This is a genomic window from Burkholderiales bacterium (genome assembly GCA_023511995.1).
Taxonomy (GTDB): domain Bacteria; phylum Pseudomonadota; class Gammaproteobacteria; order Burkholderiales; family Thiobacteraceae; genus Thiobacter.
This window is the reverse complement of record JAIMAL010000006.1, coordinates 36,509-52,577: the sequence shown is the minus strand read 5'-3', so window position 1 is coordinate 52,577 and position 16,069 is coordinate 36,509. Positions and strand designations below refer to the sequence as shown.

Sequence of the window (16,069 nt, the reverse complement as noted above, 5' to 3'; positions counted from 1 at the left end):
CCGGAAAGATAAGGGCGGGGTTATTTCTTGAGGTGGGTGTTGATATAGTCGATGGCCTGCTGGACGGTGGTGATCTTCTCCGCCTCTTCATCCGGAATCTCGCAATCGAACTCCTCCTCCAGGGCCATCACCAGCTCCACGGTGTCCAGGGAATCCGCGCCCAGATCGTCCACGAAGGAAGACTCGTTCTTCACTTCCGCCTCGTTGACACCCAACTGCTCGGCGACGATCTTCTTGACGCGTTGTTCGATGTTTTCCATCTGGGGCTCCTTACCTTGACTTGGGATGGGATCGCAAAAACCTGCGCATTGTAGCAGAATCGCCGGCCCCGGCCAAAAGCCTCGGCCGTTTCATTTTTCTATTTCAAATCATGTACATGCCGCCGTTCACGTGGAGCGTGACGCCGGTGATGTAGGCCGCCTTCGGCGAGGCCAGAAAGCCCACGGCGGCGGCCACGTCCTCGGGGGTGCCCAGCCGGCCCAGGGGAATATGGGCCAAAAGCGCTTGGCGCTGGGCTTCCGGCAGCGCCCGGGTCATGTCGGTGTCGATGAAGCCTGGGGCGACGCAGTTGACCGTGATGTTGCGGGAGCCGACCTCCCTCGCAAGCGCCTTGGTGAAGCCCATGATGCCGGCCTTGGCCGCGGCGTAGTTGGTCTGCCCCGCATTGCCCATGGCGCCCACCACCGAGGCGATGCTGATGATGCGCCCGTAGCGGGCCTTGGTCATGGGACGCAGCACGGCCTGGGAGAGGCGGAAAACGGATTTGAGGTTGGTGTCCATGATCTGGTCCCACTCCTCCTCCCGCATGCGCATGAGGAGGTTATCCCGGGTGATGCCGGCATTGTTGACGAGGATGCTGACCTCCCCGAATTCCCCCCGGATCTTTCCCAGGACCTGCTCAATGGCTTGTCCGTCGGTGACGTCGAGGACGAATCCCCTGCCCTTCACCCCCGCTTCGGCGAGTGCCCGCCCGATGGCCTCGGCACCGGCTTCGCTGGTGGCGGTGCCGATCACCGTGGCGCCCATGCGGCCCAGTTCCAGGGCGCAGGCCCGGCCGATGCCCCGGCTGGCCCCGGTGACGAGGGCGATTTGTCCGTCCAGCATGAGGCCTCCTATTCTTGAGAGTTTGGTTGATAAATGCTTTGCAACTTACTGTTTCACTTTAGATATTGCGTCAGCGAGCGAAGCCGGATCGACGAGCGCCAGGCACGCCATTTCGGGGGCGATGCGCTTGTTGAGGCCCGCCAGGACCTTGCCCGGCCCGCACTCCGCCGCAAGGGTCACCCCTTCCGCCGCCATGCGCTGGATGGTCTCCACCCACCGCACCGGACTGAAGAGCTGGCGCACCAACGCCGCCCGGATGGCCTCCGGGCTGTCGAAGGCGGCCACGTCGGCATTCTGCAAAACGGGGATGCGGGGACGCTGGAACGCCACCTCCTCCAGATGGCGGGCCAGCACCTCGGCGGCGCCCCGCATGAGGGTGCAGTGGGAGGGCACCGAGACGGGCAGCATCACCGCCCGTTTCGCGCCTTTGCTCCGGGCGAGCGCCACACCCCGCTCCACGGCGGCTTTGTGGCCGGCGATCACCACCTGGCCGGGGCTGTTGAAGTTGACCGCCTCCAGCACCTCCCCTTCGGCGGCCTCGCTGCAGAGGGCGCGCACCGCTTCGTCGGGAAGCCCCAGGATGGCGGCCATCGCCCCCACACCCTCGGCCACCGCCTCCTGCATGGCCTGGGCGCGCAGCCGGGTGAGCCGCACGGCATCGGCGAAGGATAAGGCCCCGGCGGCGACAAGCGCCGTGTATTCCCCCAGACTGTGGCCGGCCATCACGGCGGGCTCCGGGCCGCCTGCGGCCTGCCAGGCCCGGTAGACCGCCATCCCGGCGGCAAGCATCACCGGCTGGGTGTTGACGGTTTTGTTGAGTTCCTCCGCCGGGCCCTCGCTCACCAGGGCCCACAGGTCCTGGCCGAGCACTTCGGAGGCTTCGGCGAAGGTGTCGCGCACAAGGGCTTCAGCGGCGAAAGCGGCCATCATGCCCACCGACTGGGAGCCCTGTCCGGGAAAGAGAAAAGCGAATTTCATGGTCATCCTTGGTCAAGGGCGCGTAAGCCACCCATCAGTCAAAAGCGCACCAGCGCGGAACCCCAGGTGAAGCCACCGCCAAAGGCCTCCATGAGGAGGGTTTCGCCCCGGCGGATGCGGCCGTCCCGCACTGCGGTATCGAGGGCCAGGGGAATGGATGCCGCGGAGGTGTTGCCGTGTTTGTCCACGGTGAGCACCACGTTTTCCATACTCATGCCCAGTTTCTTCGCCGTGGCCTGGATGATGCGGATATTGGCCTGATGGGGCACCAGCCAGTGGATGTCGCTCTTGAGGAGGCCATTGGCGGCCAGGGTCTCATCGACGATGGCATCCAGGGTGTTCACCGCCATCTTGAACACCGCGTTCCCCTGCATGCGCATGTGGGGTCCGGCGCCGCTGCAGTTGCCCATGGAGGGGCCGCCATCCACGTAAAGCAGCTCTTGGTGGCGGCCGTCGGCATGCAGGTGGGTGGAGATGATGCCGGGCTCGTCGTCAGCGGCGAGCACGACCGCCCCCGCCCCATCCCCCCAGAGGATGCAGTTGGTGCGGTCGGTGTAATCGGTGATGCGGGAAAGGGTCTCGGCGCCGATCACCAGTGCCGTCCGGGCCTGGCCGGCGCGGATGAAATTGTTGGCGGTGGCCAGCGCATAGACGAAACCGCTGCAGACGGCCTGCACGTCGAAGGCGGGGGAAGCGTTGGCAATGCCCAGTTTCGCCTGCACGATGCAGGCAGTGCTGGGAAAGACACGGTCGGGCGTGGTGGTGGCGACGATGAGGAGGTCGACGCTTGCCGGATGGACTTCCGCCATTTCCAGGGCACGACGGGCGGCAGCCACCGCCAGGTCGCTGGTGTATTCCCCTTCGGCGGCGATGTGCCGCTCGCGGATGCCGGTACGCTCCACGATCCACTGGTCGGAGGTGTCCACCATCCTTTCCAGGTCGGCGTTGGTGAGGATTTTTTCCGGCAGGTAGCCGCCGGTGCCGACGATGCGGGCGTAGATCATTGCACCGTCGCCTCTTCCGGGGCGTGGGGGTGGATGAGGGCCATCTGTTCACTGATGCGGCGCAGTACGCCGTGCCGCGCTTCGGAGACCGCCCGTTCGATGGCGAAACGGAAGGCAAAGCTGTCGGCCCCGCCATGGCTTTTGATGACGATGCCGCGCAGGCCGACGAGGGTGGCGCCATTGTAGCGGCGCGGATCGACGCGCTTCTTGAAGCGTTGGATCACCGGCCAGGCGGCCAGGGCCATGAGCCGGGTGAGCAGGCTGCGTTTGAATTCCTCGCGCAGGAAGGCGCCCAGCATGCGGGCGAGCCCCTCGGTGGTCTTGAGCGCCACATTGCCAACAAAGCCGTCACAGACCACGACATCGGTGGTGCCCTTGTAGATGTCGTCGCCCTCCACGTTGCCGTAGAAATTGAGATGGCTGTGGCGCAAAAGCTCCGCTGCTTCCTTGACCACGTCATTGCCCTTGATCGCCTCGGCGCCGATGTTGAGCAGCCCCACGCTGGGGTTGGCTTTCTCCTCCACCGCTGAGGCCAGCATAGCGCCCATGACGGCGAACTGGCGCAGATGCTCGGCGGTGCAGTCCACGTTAGCGCCCAGGTCCAGCATGTACACGGGCCCGCGCAAAGAGGGAAGCACGGTGCAGATGGCCGGACGTTCGATGCCGGGCAGCATCTTGAGCACGAACCGGGAAATCGCCATCAGCGCGCCGGTGTTGCCGGCACTGACTGCAGCGTGGGCCTCGCCCGTCCTCACCAGCTCCACCGCCAGGCGCATGGAGGAATGTTTCTTGTTGCGCAGCGCCTGCGCCGGGGGCTCGTCCATGGCCACCACTTCCGGCGCATGGTGGATGCGCAGGCGGGCATCGGTGTGGCGGCGCCGCTGGCGCAGCTCCGCCTCCAGCACGTCGCTCAAACCCACGAGGACGATGTTGACGTGGGGATCACGGTCCAGCACCGAGAGCGCTGCGGGAACCGTGACATGGGGGCCGTGATCGCCCCCCATGGCATCCACTGCGACCGTGATGTCCATCGGCCAGGGAGAACACCGGGCGAGCCGCGCCCGCTGTTTCAATCGCCTTTACGCAGGACCTTCTTGCCGCGGTAGTAGCCGCTCGGGCTGATGTGATGGCGCAGATGCACTTCGCCGGTGGTGGGTTCCACTGCCAGCGGCGGATTGGTCAGAAAATCGTGCGCACGGTGCATGCCGCGCTTGGAGGGTGACTTTTTGTTCTGTTGAACGGCCATGGACTGACTCCTTTTACTGTACTGTGTTGCTTCACGTCTGCGGTCGCAGCCGCGCGAGCACGGCGAAGGGGTGCTCCCCCTCACGGCGGGCGCCGCTCTGTGCTGCCTGACACTGCCCCTCCGGATGGCGCGGAACGAGGGGCATGCCGAGGAGGACCTCGTCTTCGATCAGGGCCTTAACATCCATTTCCTTCTCCATGAGCAGGCGGTCGGGTGCCTCCGGATCGTCCTTGCCTTCGGCCAGCTCCGCCTCGCTGCCGACCAGAACCAGATCGGAAGCCAGGTCGAGTTCCCAGGTCAGGGGTTGCAGACAGCGCTGGCAGACAAGCTGCAGGGTGCCCTGCACCCGGCAGTGGAGACCGGGCTTGCCTTCGCTGTCGAGCCGGCCGCTCAACTCGTAACTCAGAGTGGCATCGAGGGAGGCGACCTGGTCGTGCAGACGGGAAAGGGCGGCCAGCGGAAAACTGCCGGCCAGCGATTTTCCGCTGCGCGCAAGCTCGAGGTTGTCCACCGTAACCTGTTCAGACATAAGGGGCGCATGATACAATCGCCGGCTTTGGCTGTCAAAGCGGATTGACGCGCGTGATCAGGAAAATACTCATTGCCAACCGGGGCGAGATCGCGGTGCGCATCGTGCGCGCCTGCTCCGAAATGGGTATCAAGTCGGTGGCCATCTACAGCGATGCCGACCGTCACGCGCTGCACGTCAAAAAGGCGGACGAAGCCTACAACATCGGCGCCGACCCGGTGCTGGGTTATCTCAATGCCCACAACATCGTCAACCTGGCGGTGGCCTCCGGCTGTGATGCGCTGCATCCCGGCTACGGTTTCCTCTCGGAAAACCCTCAGCTTGCGGAAATCTGTGCCCGGCGGGGCATCAAGTTCATCGGCCCGCCGGCGCGGGTCATTCGCCAAATGGGGGACAAGATCGCCGCGCGTCAGGCCATGATCAAGGCCGGCATTCCCGTCATCCCCGGCTCCGAGCACAACCTGGAATCGGTGGACGAGGCGGTGGCACTGGCGCGCAAAATCGGCTATCCGGTGATGCTCAAGGCCACCAACGGTGGCGGCGGCCGTGGCATCCGCCGCTGCAACAACGAGGACGAGCTGCGCAAAAACTATGACCGCGTGGTCTCGGAAGCGGCGAAGGCCTTCGGCAAGCCGGAGGTTTTCCTGGAAAAGGCCATCATTCACCCGCGCCACATCGAGGTGCAGATTCTTGCCGACGAGTTCGGCAATGTCATTCATCTTTTCGAACGGGATTGTTCCATCCAGCGGCGCAATCAGAAACTGATCGAAATCGCGCCCTCGCCGCAGCTCACCGAACTGCAGCGCAATTACATCGGCAAGCTCGCCGTACAGGCTGCGCGCGCCGTGGGCTACGTCAATGCCGGCACCATCGAGTTCCTGCTCGATGCCGACAACCAGTTTTATTTCATGGAGATGAACACCCGCCTGCAGGTGGAACACACGGTGACGGAGAGCATCACCGGCGTGGACATCGTCCAGGAGCAAATCCGCATCGCCTCTGGCCTGCCGCTGCAATACAAACAGTCCGACGTGAACTACCGCGGCTATGCCATGGAATTCCGTATCAATGCGGAAGACCCAAAAAACGATTTCCTGCCCAGTTTCGGCCGCATCACCCGCTACTATGCGCCGGGCGGGCCGGGTGTGCGCACCGACGCCGCCATCTACACCGGCTATGTGATTCCCCCCTACTATGACTCCATGTGCGCCAAGCTTACGGTGTGGAATCTCACCTGGCCGGGGGTCATCGAGCGCGGGCGGCGGGCGTTGAGCGATATGGTGGTCTATGGGGTGAAGACCACCATCCCCTATTACCAGCAGATTCTCCAGCACCCGGATTTTCGTAGCGGCCGTTTCGATACGAGCTTCGTGGAAAAGCATCCGGAGCTTTCGGATTACCAGGTCCCGCGGCCGAAGGAATTGCTCGCCGCCGCCATCGGCGCCGCGATCGCCGCCTACGAAGGCCTGTAACGCACTCGCAGAGGTAGTGGCATGGCGAAAGTCCAGATCACCGAACTCGTCCTGCGCGATGGTCACCAGTCCCTGATCGCCACCCGCATGCGCACCGAGGACATGCTGCCCATTTGCCCCAAGCTGGACAGCGTGGGTTTCTGGTCGCTGGAGGCCTGGGGCGGCGCCACCTTCGATGCCTGCGTGCGTTTCCTCAAGGAAGACCCCTGGGAACGCCTGAAAGCCCTGCGCCGGGCGCTGCCCAACACCCGCATCCAGATGCTGCTGCGCGGCCAGAATCTGCTTGGTTACCGCCATTACTCGGATGACGTGGTGCGGGCCTTCGTGCAGAAGGCGGCCGACAATGGGGTGGACGTCTTTCGCATCTTCGATGCCATGAATGACCTGCGCAACCTGCGCGTGTCCATCGAGGCGGTGAAGAAAGCGGGCAAACACGCGGAAGGCACCATCTGCTACACCACCAGTCCCGTGCATGACATTCCCCATTTCGTCGCCCTCGGCCGGGAGCTGGAGGCGATGGGCTGCGACACCATCGCCATCAAGGACATGGCGGGTCTTCTGACCCCCTACACGACGGCGGAGCTCGTCCGCGAGCTTGCGCGGGCGGTGCGCGTGCCCATCCATCTGCACAGTCATGCCACCTCGGGGCTCGCCAGCATGTGCCACCTGAAAGCCGTGGAAAACGGCGCCCTGCTGGTGGACACCTGCCTGTCCGCCTTCTCCGAAGGGGCGAGCCACCCCACCACGGAAAGCATCGTCGCCGCCCTGGCGGGCACCGAATGGGACACCGGCCTGAGTCTGCCGCTCCTGCAGGAAATCGCCGCCTATTTCCGCGAGGTGCGGAAGAAATACTGGCAGTTCGAGAGCGAGTTCACTGGCGTGGACACCCGGGTTCTGGTCAATCAGGTGCCCGGTGGCATGATCTCCAACCTCTCCAACCAGTTGAAGGAACAGGGCGCCCTCAATCGCATGGACGAAGTCCTGGCGGAGATTCCCCGGGTGCGGGAGGACCTGGGTTTCCCACCCCTCGTCACCCCCACCTCGCAGATCGTGGGCACCCAGGCGGTGCTCAACGTCCTCACCGGCGAACGCTACAAGAGCGTCACCACGGAAGTGAAGCATTATCTGCAGGGACTCTACGGCAAGGCACCGGGGCCGGTGAACGAACAGGTGCGCAGCCTCGCCATCGGCAACGCCGAGGTCATCACCTGCCGCCCGGCGGACTTGCTGGAGGACGAGCTCGAGAGACTGCGGGGCGAAGTCGAGGGACTCGCCCGTTCCGAGGAGGACGTTCTCACCTATGCCATGTTCCCGGAACTTGCGCGCACCTTCTTCCAGGAACGGGCGGCGGGCACCCTCAAACCGGAACCTTTGCTTCCGCGGGAAGCCGCCCTGGCTGCCGGCCGGCGTTTCGCCCCCAACGAATTCAACATCACCCTGCACGGCGAGACCTACCATATCCGGATCACCGGCAGCGGTGCGCCCGGGGATGAGCCGCGCCCCTACTACGTGCTCGTGGATGGCGTGAGCGAAGAGGTGGTGATCGAAACCCTCGCCGAGGTGGAGGTGACGGGTGGTGTGCCCGCCACGGAGACAACCAAGGCGAAAGTGAAGGCGGCGCCCGCCAGCGCCCGGCCGCAGCCCAGTCACAAGGGGCATGTCACCACCGCCATGCCTGGCACCATCGTCGAGGTACTGGTGGATACGGGAAAGAAAGTGAAAGCGGGCGATCCCGTCCTCGTCATCGAGGCGATGAAGATGGAAAACGAAATCCAGGCCCCCGTTTCGGGAACGGTGACCAACATCTTCGTTTCCAAGGGGGATGCGGTGCGGCCCAACGAGGCGCTGATCGAAATCCAGCCGGAGTGACCGGCGATGCAGCTCGTCCTCGCCTCCTCCTCGCCCTACCGCCGGGCGCTCCTTGCCCGTCTTGGCCTTCCCTTCGAAGTCATGGCCCCACAGGTGGACGAGACGCCACTGGCGGGCGAAGCACCATGGGACACCGCCCTGCGCCTGGCGCAGCAGAAGGCGGAAGCCGTGGCCCGCCACTATCCCGGCGCGCTCATCATCGGCTCCGATCAGGTGGCGGTGCTGGATGGCAACGTGCTGGGCAAACCGGGCAACTTCGAAAACGCGAAGAAGCAGCTCATGGCGGCCGCCAACCGGCGGGTCGTCTTCCACACCGCCCTCGTTCTCCTCAATGCCGCGACGGGGCACCTTAAGCGGCGGGTCGTGCCCTTTGGCGTCAAGTTCAGGCCATTGAGCGAAAGCCAGATCGAGCGCTATCTGGCAAAGGAACAGCCCTACGATTGCGCGGGCAGCGCCAAATCCGAAGGGCTGGGGATCGTCCTCATCGAACGTTTCGAGGGCGAGGACCCGAATGCCCTGGTGGGACTTCCCCTGATCGCGCTGGTCGATATGCTAGCCGAGGAAGGCGTGTCTCTGCCCTGAAGGCGGGGACGCTGCGATGGAGCAGACGCTTCTCATCCCCTTCGTGCCCGGCCAGGCACACGGCCGCCTACTGTGGGGGACGGCCCCCGGGCGCGAGCCCTATATTGCGGTCCTCGATGCAGGAGCCCTCACGGCCCTGCCCCCTGAACCCGATGGCGCCCTGCGCGGGCTGGTGATCGTCGATGCGCCTTTCCTTTCCCACCGGGTATTGCGCCTGCGTGGCTGGGGGCTGCCCATGGTGCTGGCCTTCGGCCAGGCGCTGCCCTTGGGCGAGACGGTGTGGCTCGATGGCGTCTTCGGCCGGCTTTCCACCACGCCCCTGCCGCCGGTTGCACCGGCCCCGCCCGCGCCCCGCACTCTGTGCACCGCGGATGGCAGGCCGGTGACGTTGGCTGCCAGCGTGGGCTCGTTGGCGGCAGCCCGTCTTGCCGCGCGCAATGGTGCGGCGGCCATCGGCCTTTTCCGTTCCGAGTTCCTGTTGCCGGAGGATGCCAGCCCACCCGGGCGGGCGTTTTTCCGCCGGGAGCTTGAAGCCATCTGCGAGGCGATGGCCGGGCGGCCGGTCACGGTGAGACTGTTGGATGTGGCGCCGGACAAGCTGCCCCCTTGGCTTGGCCGCATGCCCGGTGTGCATGCCACCCTGGGTGTGCAGGGCGTGCGGCTCTACGACTGGGAGGCGGTGGCGCGGGTGGTGCGGGACGAGCTGGACGCCATCGCCGAGCTGGCAGCCCATCATCCGCTGCAGGTGCTTTTGCCCTACGTCACGCGGCGGGAGGAAGTGGAGGACTGGGCCGGGCAGATGCGACAGCGGGCTGCCCTTCCGGTGGGGACCATGCTGGAGACACCGGCGGCGGCACTGAGTGTGGATGCGCTCCTGGAAGTGGCGGATTTCGCCGCCCTGGGCTGCAACGACCTGATGCAGTGTCTTTTCGGCGCCAATCGCAGCGAGCCGGCGGTGGCGGCGCAATTCGATTTCCACGCTCCCGCCCTCTACCGCTTCCTCGCCCAGGTCATCGCCCGTGCCGGCGGCAGCGAGCGGCTGCAGGTCAATGGCCTCATCAGCCAATGGCCGGGCGCGATGACCCTGCTGCTGGGCCTGGGCTTCACCCGCTTCTCGGTGGATGCGGCCCTCATTCCCTGGCTTGCGCAGGAGATCGCGGCAACGGACGCAGGCGAAGCCCGGCGCCTGACGGAGAGGGCGATGAATCTTTCCCGTTCATCCGAAGTGCGCGCGCTACTGGGTATATGAACCCACCGGCCGGCGGTCCAGCAGGGCCAGCCAGCCGCGCACGATGCGATAGACCACCCACAGGCCCGTGAGGGCGAGGAAGATCCAGGCCAGGGGCAGCAGGATCACGGTGAGGGCAAGCAGCCAGGCCACCATCAGCCACAGCAGGGCAAACCAGAAGGTGCGTGCCTGCCAGCGCAGATGGGCCATGATCCATGTGCCGCGTGCCTCGTCGCGCTTCACGTAGTTGATGATGATGGCGATGAGGGAGGGCCAACCGGTGAGAAAAGCTGTCACCACCAGGGCGGGCGTGAGCAGGCCACCCAATGCACTCAGGGCGTGCAGTGCGTACATCACATGGGTGAGGACCACCAGGCGATCGGCGGGTTCCAGCGCGGCTTCGTTCATGCCGCCAGTATACCGTGGGCGGCTTGCGGCAGGGGCATGCTTTGCGTAAGCTGCGCCGTTTCATGGACCTCTTCGATCGTCTCGCCGAAGAACGCATCACCGCTGCCATCGCGGCGGGGGAATTCGACGACCTGCCGGGTGCGGGGCAGCCTTTGCGGCTCGATGACGATGCCTTGGTTCCCGCCGAACTGCGCATGGCCTGGCGCATCCTCAAAAACGCCGGTTTCGTCCCGCCGGAGGTGGAAGCCCTGCGGGATCTCAGAGAACTCACCCGTGCCCTGGGACAGGCAGAGGAAGAGGCGGACAAACGCCGCCTCGCCCTTCGCCTGAGTCTGCTTCAGGCGCGGCTTGCCCGTCAGGGGATTGAGCTGCGGCTTCTGCCGGAATATGGGGAAAAACTCGCCGTGCGCTTCGGAGGCAGGGGGTGAGCTGGTTTTTCCTGGCCCTCACCTGCGCCGTGACGTTGGCCGCCGCCGATGCCCTGACGCAGAAATGGCTCGCGCGGCGGACGGCGCCGGAACTGGTGATGATCCGTTTCGGCCTGGCCGCGGTGTGGCTTGTGCCCTGGCTTCTGCTCCATCCCCCGACGCTGCCTGCCGTCCCCTTCTGGCTCTGGGTGGGCGCCGCCCTGCCCCTGGAGGTGTTGGCCATGGTCCTCTACGTGCTGGCCATCCGTGACAGCCCCCTTGCCCTCACCCTGCCCTACATGGCCTTCACGCCGGTGTTCGCGAGCCTCATGGGCTGGTGGTTGTTGGGCGAGACCCTTTCGCCCGAGGGATTGGCGGGTGTGCTTCTCGTCACCCTGGGCGCCTATGTCCTCAATCTGGAGCACGCCCGCATCTTCGCGCCCCGTTCGTGGCTCTCCCCCTTCGCCGCCATGCTGCGACAGCGTGCTTCGCGCCTCATGCTGGCCGTGGCAATGATCTACAGCGTGACTTCGGTATTGGGCAAGGGCGCCATGCAGTACATGGGCGGCGCGAGTTTCGGCGCTTTCTATTTCGTGCTGCTGGGCCTGCTCACGGTGCTGGTGATGGGCCTACGCGAGCCCTCCACGCTGCGGGTGTTCGTCTTTCCCGACCGCGGCGCGCTCATCGTGGGTGGTCTCATGGCCGTCATGGTGCTCACCCATTTCCTGGCGCTGGAACGCATCCAGACCGCATACATGATCGCGGTGAAGCGCTTGAGCATCCTCTTCGGCATTCTTTTCGGCGCCTTACTCTTCGGCGACCGGCGGCTTCTGCGTCATCTCCTCGCCGGCAGCGTCATGGTGGCGGGGGTCGCCCTCATTGCTTTGAGCGGGAAAGGGACATGAATCCCGGCAGGCTCTATCTCATTCCCACGCCCTTGGGGGAGGGGAAGCTCGACGAGGTGCTGCCGCGAGAGGTGCAGGCCACGGTGGCGCGGCTCACCCACTTCGTCGTGGAAGCGCCGAAATCGGCCCGGGCCTTCCTCAAGCGCGTGGGCATGCCGCAGCCGCTCGCCTCCTTAAGCCTCTTCACCCTCGACGAGCACACGCCGCAAGACACCCTCGCCGACCTGCTTGCCCCTTTACGCGCGGGCATCGATGTGGGGCTCGTGTCGGAAGCGGGCTGTCCGGCAGTGGCGGACCCCGGGGCGCAGCTGGTGCGTCTTGCCCATCGGGAAGGCATCCCCGTCGTGCCTCTGGTGGGGCCTTCGGCGCTGCTTTTGGCCCTCATGGCCTCGGGACTCAATGGCCAACGCTTCCGCTTCCACGGTTATCTGCCGGTGGCGCGGGATGCACGTCGGAAATGCCTGCGGGAGCTGGAGGCCGACTCGCGCCGGCGCGACGAGACCCAGATCTTCATCGAAACACCCTACCGCAACCGGGCCCTGCTGCAGGCCATCGTGGAAAGCTGTGCGCCGGAGACGGAACTGTGTGTGGCCCTGGCGCTCACCACCCCCAACGAGCGCATCCTCACCCGCCCGATCGCCGCCTGGCGGGCGGCAGACCCGCTGCCTGAGTGGCCGGCGGTGTTTCTCCTCTACGCCGCCCCCGGCACTTCCCCTCTGCGGCGCCGACGGGAAGGCGAGCGCCAAGGCTCCCCAACAACACAAAGCGGCTCCCGGTTTCCTTTGCCCCCTGGGAAAAGGCGGGGGTGAGGCAGGCGATCAGGGCAAACGCCTTGATCGGCCGCGTAATGGCCTTCACGTCTCGCCTTCTGGCATCTGCACTTTGCGGATTTTGTCCAGACGCAGCACGTGTTCCGTGCCGGTGGGCTCGCGCAGGCGCAGCCACTCCGCGCCGTCGCGGGTGAAGACGTCCACCGCCTGGCCGGTGAGACTGCCACCCTCCGTAAGCCAGAGGGTGATGGGGAAGCGGCGCAGCACGGCGAATTCCAGGCGCTCGTGCTCAGCGCAGGAAATGGGACGGTAATCCTTGTTCATCGCAGGCTCAGCTCCCCGTTGAGAAGCCCGAGCAGGGCCTCCCCCGCGGCACTGCCGAAACGCTTGGCCAGCCGGTCGGCGAGACTCTGCTGCGGCGTGAAATCGACGATGTTTTCCGCCTTGATGACTTCCCGCGCCACCGAGTTGACGCTGCCGTAGGCATCGGCCAGCCCCAGTTCGATGGCCTTGGCGCCGTGCCAGACAAGCCCCGTGAACATTTCCGGCGTCTCCTTCAGGCGGGCGCCCCGGCCCTTGCGCACGACGTCGATGAATTGCTGGTGGATTTCCTCGATCATGCGCTGGGCGTAGGCACGGTGCCGCGGGTTTTCCGGGGAGAAGGGATCGAGGAAGGCCTTGTTCTCCCCCGCCGTGAGCAGCCGTCTTTCCACACCCAGCTTGTCCATGGTGCCGGTGAAGCCGAAGCCGTTGATGAGCACGCCGATGGAGCCGATCAGGGAAGCTTTGTCCACATAGATGCGGTCGGCCGCCACGGCCACGTAATAGCCGCCGGAGGCGCACAGGTCGTCCACCACCGCGTAGAGGGGGATGTGGGGATACTGGGCGCGCAGGCGGCGGATTTCGTCATTGATCTGGCCCGCCTGCACCGGGCTGCCGCCCGGACTGTTGATGCGCAGGATGACCCCCTGGGTGTGCTTGTCCTTGAAGGCTTTGTTGAGTCCCTCGATGATGCGCTCGGCACTGGCGGGCGCGCCAGGGGCGATGATGCCCTGCAGGTCCACCAGGGCCGTGTGTTTGCGACCCGCCGCCGGCAGCTCCGAAGGCGTGAGCCAACCCAGGTAGGCGGCCAGAAGGAGGAACAGGTAGAGAAACCCCAGGCTTTTGAAAAAAATCCCCCAGCGCCGGGCGCGGCGCTGTTCCGTCACCGCTGCCAGGGCGATTTTTTCCAGTGTCTGTCTTTCCCAGCTTTCACCTTCCGCCATGTCACGCTTCCTCCCTTACGAAAACCTCGCCGTCGATTTCCACCACCTCCAGAGGAATGAGGCCCCGGCCCTTGCAGGGTCCCCCCATGCAGGCGCCGGATTCCGGGGCATAGAGGGCGCCGTGGGTGGAACAGACGAAATAGAGACCGGATTCATCGAAGAACTCCCCCTCGCGGAAATCCAGTTCCACGGGCACATGGGCGCATTGGTTGAGATAGGCCCGGCACACGCCCTCGAAGCGTACCACGAAGGCGGGCTTTTCCTCGCCCTGGTGGCGGATGCGGAAACGCACCCCACGGCCCCCCTCCTCCAGATCCCAACTGGAACAGATCAGGCGTAACGTTCCAACCATGCCTGCAATTCCTCCACACTGTCCACACAGGCCAGCGGCGCCTGGGCCACGAGGTCTTCCTTTTTATGGGCGCCGTAGCTCACTGCCAGGGCCGCCACACCGGCATTGCGGGCCATCAGCAGGTCGTGGCTCGTATCGCCGACCATGAGGGTGCGGGAAGGGGTCACGCCTAGTTCGTCCATCAATTCCTCCAGCATCTGGGGATGGGGCTTGGAAAAACACTCATCGGCGCAGCGGGTGGCGTGAAAGCAGGGGGAAAGCGCCGTATGGCGCAGCACCCGCTCCAGCCCCTGGCGGCTTTTGCCGGTGGCCACACCGAGGAGATAGCCGTTGGCGTGCAGCCGGCGCACCAGGGCCGCCGCGCCGGGGAAGAGGGGAATGTCCCCATCCCGTCCCAGGTAGTGGTAACGGTAACGGGCCACGAGGTGCGGATGCGCATCGGGATTCAGCGTCGGAAAAAGCTGGCTTAAGGCCTCGGTGAGCCCCAGGCCGATGATCTGCCGGCAGGCGGCTTCGGGCGGGGGCGCAAGCCCACAATCCACCGCCGCCTGCCTGATGCAGGAGACGATGACGCCCGCCGAATCCATGAGCGTCCCGTCCCAGTCGAACACGATGAGGTCGAATCGTCTTGCCATGGGTAATAAGACCTACCTATTGCGTGCGCGCCCTCTCGTTTTTCAGGCGGGCGAGAAACGCCTCCCAGGCGGCGGGGAGGGGCGCTTCCCAGCTCACCCTGTCACCCGTCACCGGATGGGCGAAGGCCACCCGCCGGGCATGGAGGAACATGCCCTTCACCCCCTCTTTGGCGAGCCGCTTGTTCAAGGGGAAGTCCCCGTATTTCTCGTCGCCCACGATGGGGTGACCGAGATGGGCGAGGTGAACCCGGATCTGATGGGTGCGCCCGGTCTTGAGTTCCGCCTCCAGCAGGCTGTAGTCATCGAAGCGTTCCACCAGGGTGAGCACGGTATGGGCAGCCTGGCCCGTTTCGGTCACGCTGACGCGCCGCTCCCCGCTTTCCGTCACGTATTTGGCGAGGGGCAGTCGCACATGCTGGCGGGCATGGGGGAAACGCCCCTTGACCAGGGCCAGGTAGTGTTTCTCCACCTTTCCTTCCCGCAACAGGGCGTGCAGGCGCACCAAGGCGGAGCGTTTCTTCGCCAGCAGCAAGACGCCCGAAGTGTCTTTGTCCAGACGGTGGACGAGTTCCAGGAAGCGCAGCTCGGGGCGCGCCTGCCGCAACTGTTCGATGAGGCCATGGGAAACCCCACTGCCCCCATGGACGGCGAATCCCGCCGGTTTGTCCACCACGAGGAGCGCCTCATCCTCGTAGAGCACCCGCCCTCTGAAGGGGCTGGCGCGGCCGGCCTCCCGGACGGCGCGAGTGAGGGGCGGAAGGCGCAGCCGCTCGCCAGGGGTGAGGCGATGGGCGGCCGTCACCCGTCGGCTGTCCACCCGCACCTCGCCGGTGCGCAGGATGCGGTAGATGTGGCTTTTGGGGACACCTTTGAGCTCCCGCAGCAGGAAATTGTCGATGCGCTGGCCGGCGGCCTCCTCGCCGATTTCCAGCCAGATGACGGATTCTTTGCTTAACTCTTTCATTTTCAATATACTGTTGCTTCCGGCCTTGGCTCCTCCGCCGCCAGAGCGGCTCCGGGCGAGCGGCCGGACGGGTCATCCGGTCCCCGACAAGCGGCGATGGCGGTGTGCTTTGAGTGAAAGCGCCCGGCACCCCTGACCGGCGTCGCCCAGCAGGCGGTTAACTCGCTCACCGCCGCGACAAAAGCAGCGATAGTACTTGAAATTGCGCGCTCAGAGCACATGGGATTCCGCCGACGCGCATGGCGCGCCGGCCCCAATTTACGGTGATGAAAGGCATGACGTCAGCGGCCCGGGTCCACGGCTGACCCGCTGCCGGTGCGTTGAAGATGCATCCCATCGCCAAAGTTTCAA

At 65.3% G+C, this 16,069-nt stretch carries 20 protein-coding genes; 7 read left to right on the top strand and 13 right to left on the bottom strand.

Translation table 11 applies throughout. The features are described from left to right. Positions 1–20 precede the first annotated feature (20 nt). The 7 genes from acpP to K6T56_04505 all read right to left on the bottom strand — a co-directional run bounded on the left by acpP (position 21) and on the right by K6T56_04505 (position 4,861). Entirely contained in the window at positions 21–260 is a 240-nt protein-coding gene (gene acpP / locus K6T56_04535; GenBank protein ID MCL6555615.1) for an acyl carrier protein, read from the bottom strand. 103 nt (positions 261–363) lie between these two features. Next, entirely contained in the window at positions 364–1,104 is a 741-nt protein-coding gene (gene fabG, locus K6T56_04530; GenBank protein MCL6555614.1) for a 3-oxoacyl-ACP reductase FabG, read from the bottom strand. A gap of 45 nt (positions 1,105–1,149) precedes the next feature. After that, the gene (gene fabD, locus K6T56_04525) at positions 1,150–2,088 is read right to left on the bottom strand and encodes an ACP S-malonyltransferase (GenBank protein MCL6555613.1); all 939 of its coding nucleotides are present in this window, start codon (positions 2,086–2,088) and stop codon (positions 1,150–1,152) included. A 32-nt stretch (positions 2,089–2,120) separates the two neighbouring features. Further along, complete coding sequence (locus tag K6T56_04520; GenBank protein ID MCL6555612.1) at positions 2,121–3,086, bottom strand: ketoacyl-ACP synthase III; 966 nt, start codon at positions 3,084–3,086, stop codon at positions 2,121–2,123. Beyond that, positions 3,083–4,117, bottom strand: coding sequence for a phosphate acyltransferase PlsX (gene plsX / locus K6T56_04515; GenBank protein ID MCL6555611.1), 1,035 nt, complete (start codon positions 4,115–4,117; stop codon positions 3,083–3,085). The genes K6T56_04520 and plsX overlap by 4 nt, the downstream gene beginning before the upstream one ends. Positions 4,118–4,155: 38 nt before the next feature. After that, positions 4,156–4,332 carry a 50S ribosomal protein L32 gene (rpmF, locus tag K6T56_04510; protein MCL6555610.1) on the bottom strand — a complete coding sequence of 59 codons (177 nt, stop codon included), beginning with the start codon at positions 4,330–4,332 and terminating at the stop codon, positions 4,156–4,158. 31 nt (positions 4,333–4,363) lie between these two features. Further along, positions 4,364–4,861, bottom strand: coding sequence for a YceD family protein (locus K6T56_04505; GenBank protein MCL6555609.1), 498 nt, complete (start codon positions 4,859–4,861; stop codon positions 4,364–4,366). A gap of 53 nt (positions 4,862–4,914) precedes the next feature. Here K6T56_04505 and K6T56_04500 point away from each other — a divergent pair, with 53 nt between their 5' ends. The 4 genes from K6T56_04500 to K6T56_04485 are packed head-to-tail and all read left to right on the top strand — an operon-like array spanning position 4,915 to position 10,033. After that, complete coding sequence (locus K6T56_04500) at positions 4,915–6,333, top strand: acetyl-CoA carboxylase biotin carboxylase subunit (protein ID MCL6555608.1); 1,419 nt, start codon at positions 4,915–4,917, stop codon at positions 6,331–6,333. Between the two features lie 21 nt (positions 6,334–6,354). Further along, positions 6,355–8,202 carry a sodium-extruding oxaloacetate decarboxylase subunit alpha gene (gene oadA / locus K6T56_04495; GenBank protein ID MCL6555607.1) on the top strand — a complete coding sequence of 616 codons (1,848 nt, stop codon included), beginning with the start codon at positions 6,355–6,357 and terminating at the stop codon, positions 8,200–8,202. A 6-nt stretch (positions 8,203–8,208) separates the two neighbouring features. Continuing rightward, positions 8,209–8,784, top strand: a complete 576-nt coding sequence (locus K6T56_04490) for a Maf-like protein (protein ID MCL6555606.1) — start codon at positions 8,209–8,211, stop codon at positions 8,782–8,784. 16 nt (positions 8,785–8,800) lie between these two features. Next, positions 8,801–10,033 (top strand): hypothetical protein, encoded by a 1,233-nt coding sequence (locus tag K6T56_04485; GenBank protein ID MCL6555605.1) that lies wholly within the window; start codon positions 8,801–8,803, stop codon positions 10,031–10,033. Here the strand turns inward: K6T56_04485 and K6T56_04480 are convergent. Beyond that, on the bottom strand, positions 10,019–10,420 hold the full coding sequence (locus tag K6T56_04480; protein ID MCL6555604.1) for a hypothetical protein: 402 nt from the start codon (positions 10,418–10,420) through the stop codon (positions 10,019–10,021). The two genes, K6T56_04485 and K6T56_04480, sit on opposite strands and share 15 nt — an antisense overlap. A 62-nt stretch (positions 10,421–10,482) precedes the next feature. Here K6T56_04480 and K6T56_04475 point away from each other — a divergent pair, with 62 nt between their 5' ends. From K6T56_04475 to K6T56_04465, 3 genes are read left to right on the top strand one after another with little or no spacing between them, the layout of a single operon-like run. Next, complete coding sequence (locus K6T56_04475) at positions 10,483–10,848, top strand: DUF1992 domain-containing protein (protein ID MCL6555603.1); 366 nt, start codon at positions 10,483–10,485, stop codon at positions 10,846–10,848. Further along, positions 10,845–11,732, top strand: coding sequence for a DMT family transporter (locus K6T56_04470; protein ID MCL6555602.1), 888 nt, complete (start codon positions 10,845–10,847; stop codon positions 11,730–11,732). Before K6T56_04475 ends, K6T56_04470 begins: the two co-directional genes overlap by 4 nt. After that, positions 11,729–12,541, top strand: a complete 813-nt coding sequence (locus K6T56_04465) for an SAM-dependent methyltransferase (protein ID MCL6555601.1) — start codon at positions 11,729–11,731, stop codon at positions 12,539–12,541. Before K6T56_04470 ends, K6T56_04465 begins: the two co-directional genes overlap by 4 nt. A gap of 45 nt (positions 12,542–12,586) precedes the next feature. On the opposite strand, the gene K6T56_04460 is transcribed toward K6T56_04465, so the two are convergent. From K6T56_04460 to K6T56_04440, 5 genes are read right to left on the bottom strand one after another with little or no spacing between them, the layout of a single operon-like run. After that, on the bottom strand, positions 12,587–12,826 hold the full coding sequence (locus K6T56_04460) for a hypothetical protein (protein MCL6555600.1): 240 nt from the start codon (positions 12,824–12,826) through the stop codon (positions 12,587–12,589). Continuing rightward, positions 12,823–13,767 carry a S49 family peptidase gene (locus tag K6T56_04455; GenBank protein ID MCL6555599.1) on the bottom strand — a complete coding sequence of 315 codons (945 nt, stop codon included), beginning with the start codon at positions 13,765–13,767 and terminating at the stop codon, positions 12,823–12,825. The genes K6T56_04460 and K6T56_04455 overlap by 4 nt, the downstream gene beginning before the upstream one ends. A gap of 1 nt (position 13,768) precedes the next feature. Continuing rightward, a complete protein-coding gene (locus K6T56_04450; protein MCL6555598.1) occupies positions 13,769–14,119 on the bottom strand; it encodes a Rieske 2Fe-2S domain-containing protein in 351 nt (116 codons plus the stop codon). Beyond that, the gene (locus K6T56_04445) at positions 14,098–14,754 is read right to left on the bottom strand and encodes an HAD-IA family hydrolase (protein ID MCL6555597.1); all 657 of its coding nucleotides are present in this window, start codon (positions 14,752–14,754) and stop codon (positions 14,098–14,100) included. Before K6T56_04445 ends, K6T56_04450 begins: the two co-directional genes overlap by 22 nt. Positions 14,755–14,770: 16 nt before the next feature. Further along, entirely contained in the window at positions 14,771–15,718 is a 948-nt protein-coding gene (locus K6T56_04440; GenBank protein ID MCL6555596.1) for an RluA family pseudouridine synthase, read from the bottom strand. Positions 15,719–16,069: the final 351 nt, after the last annotated feature.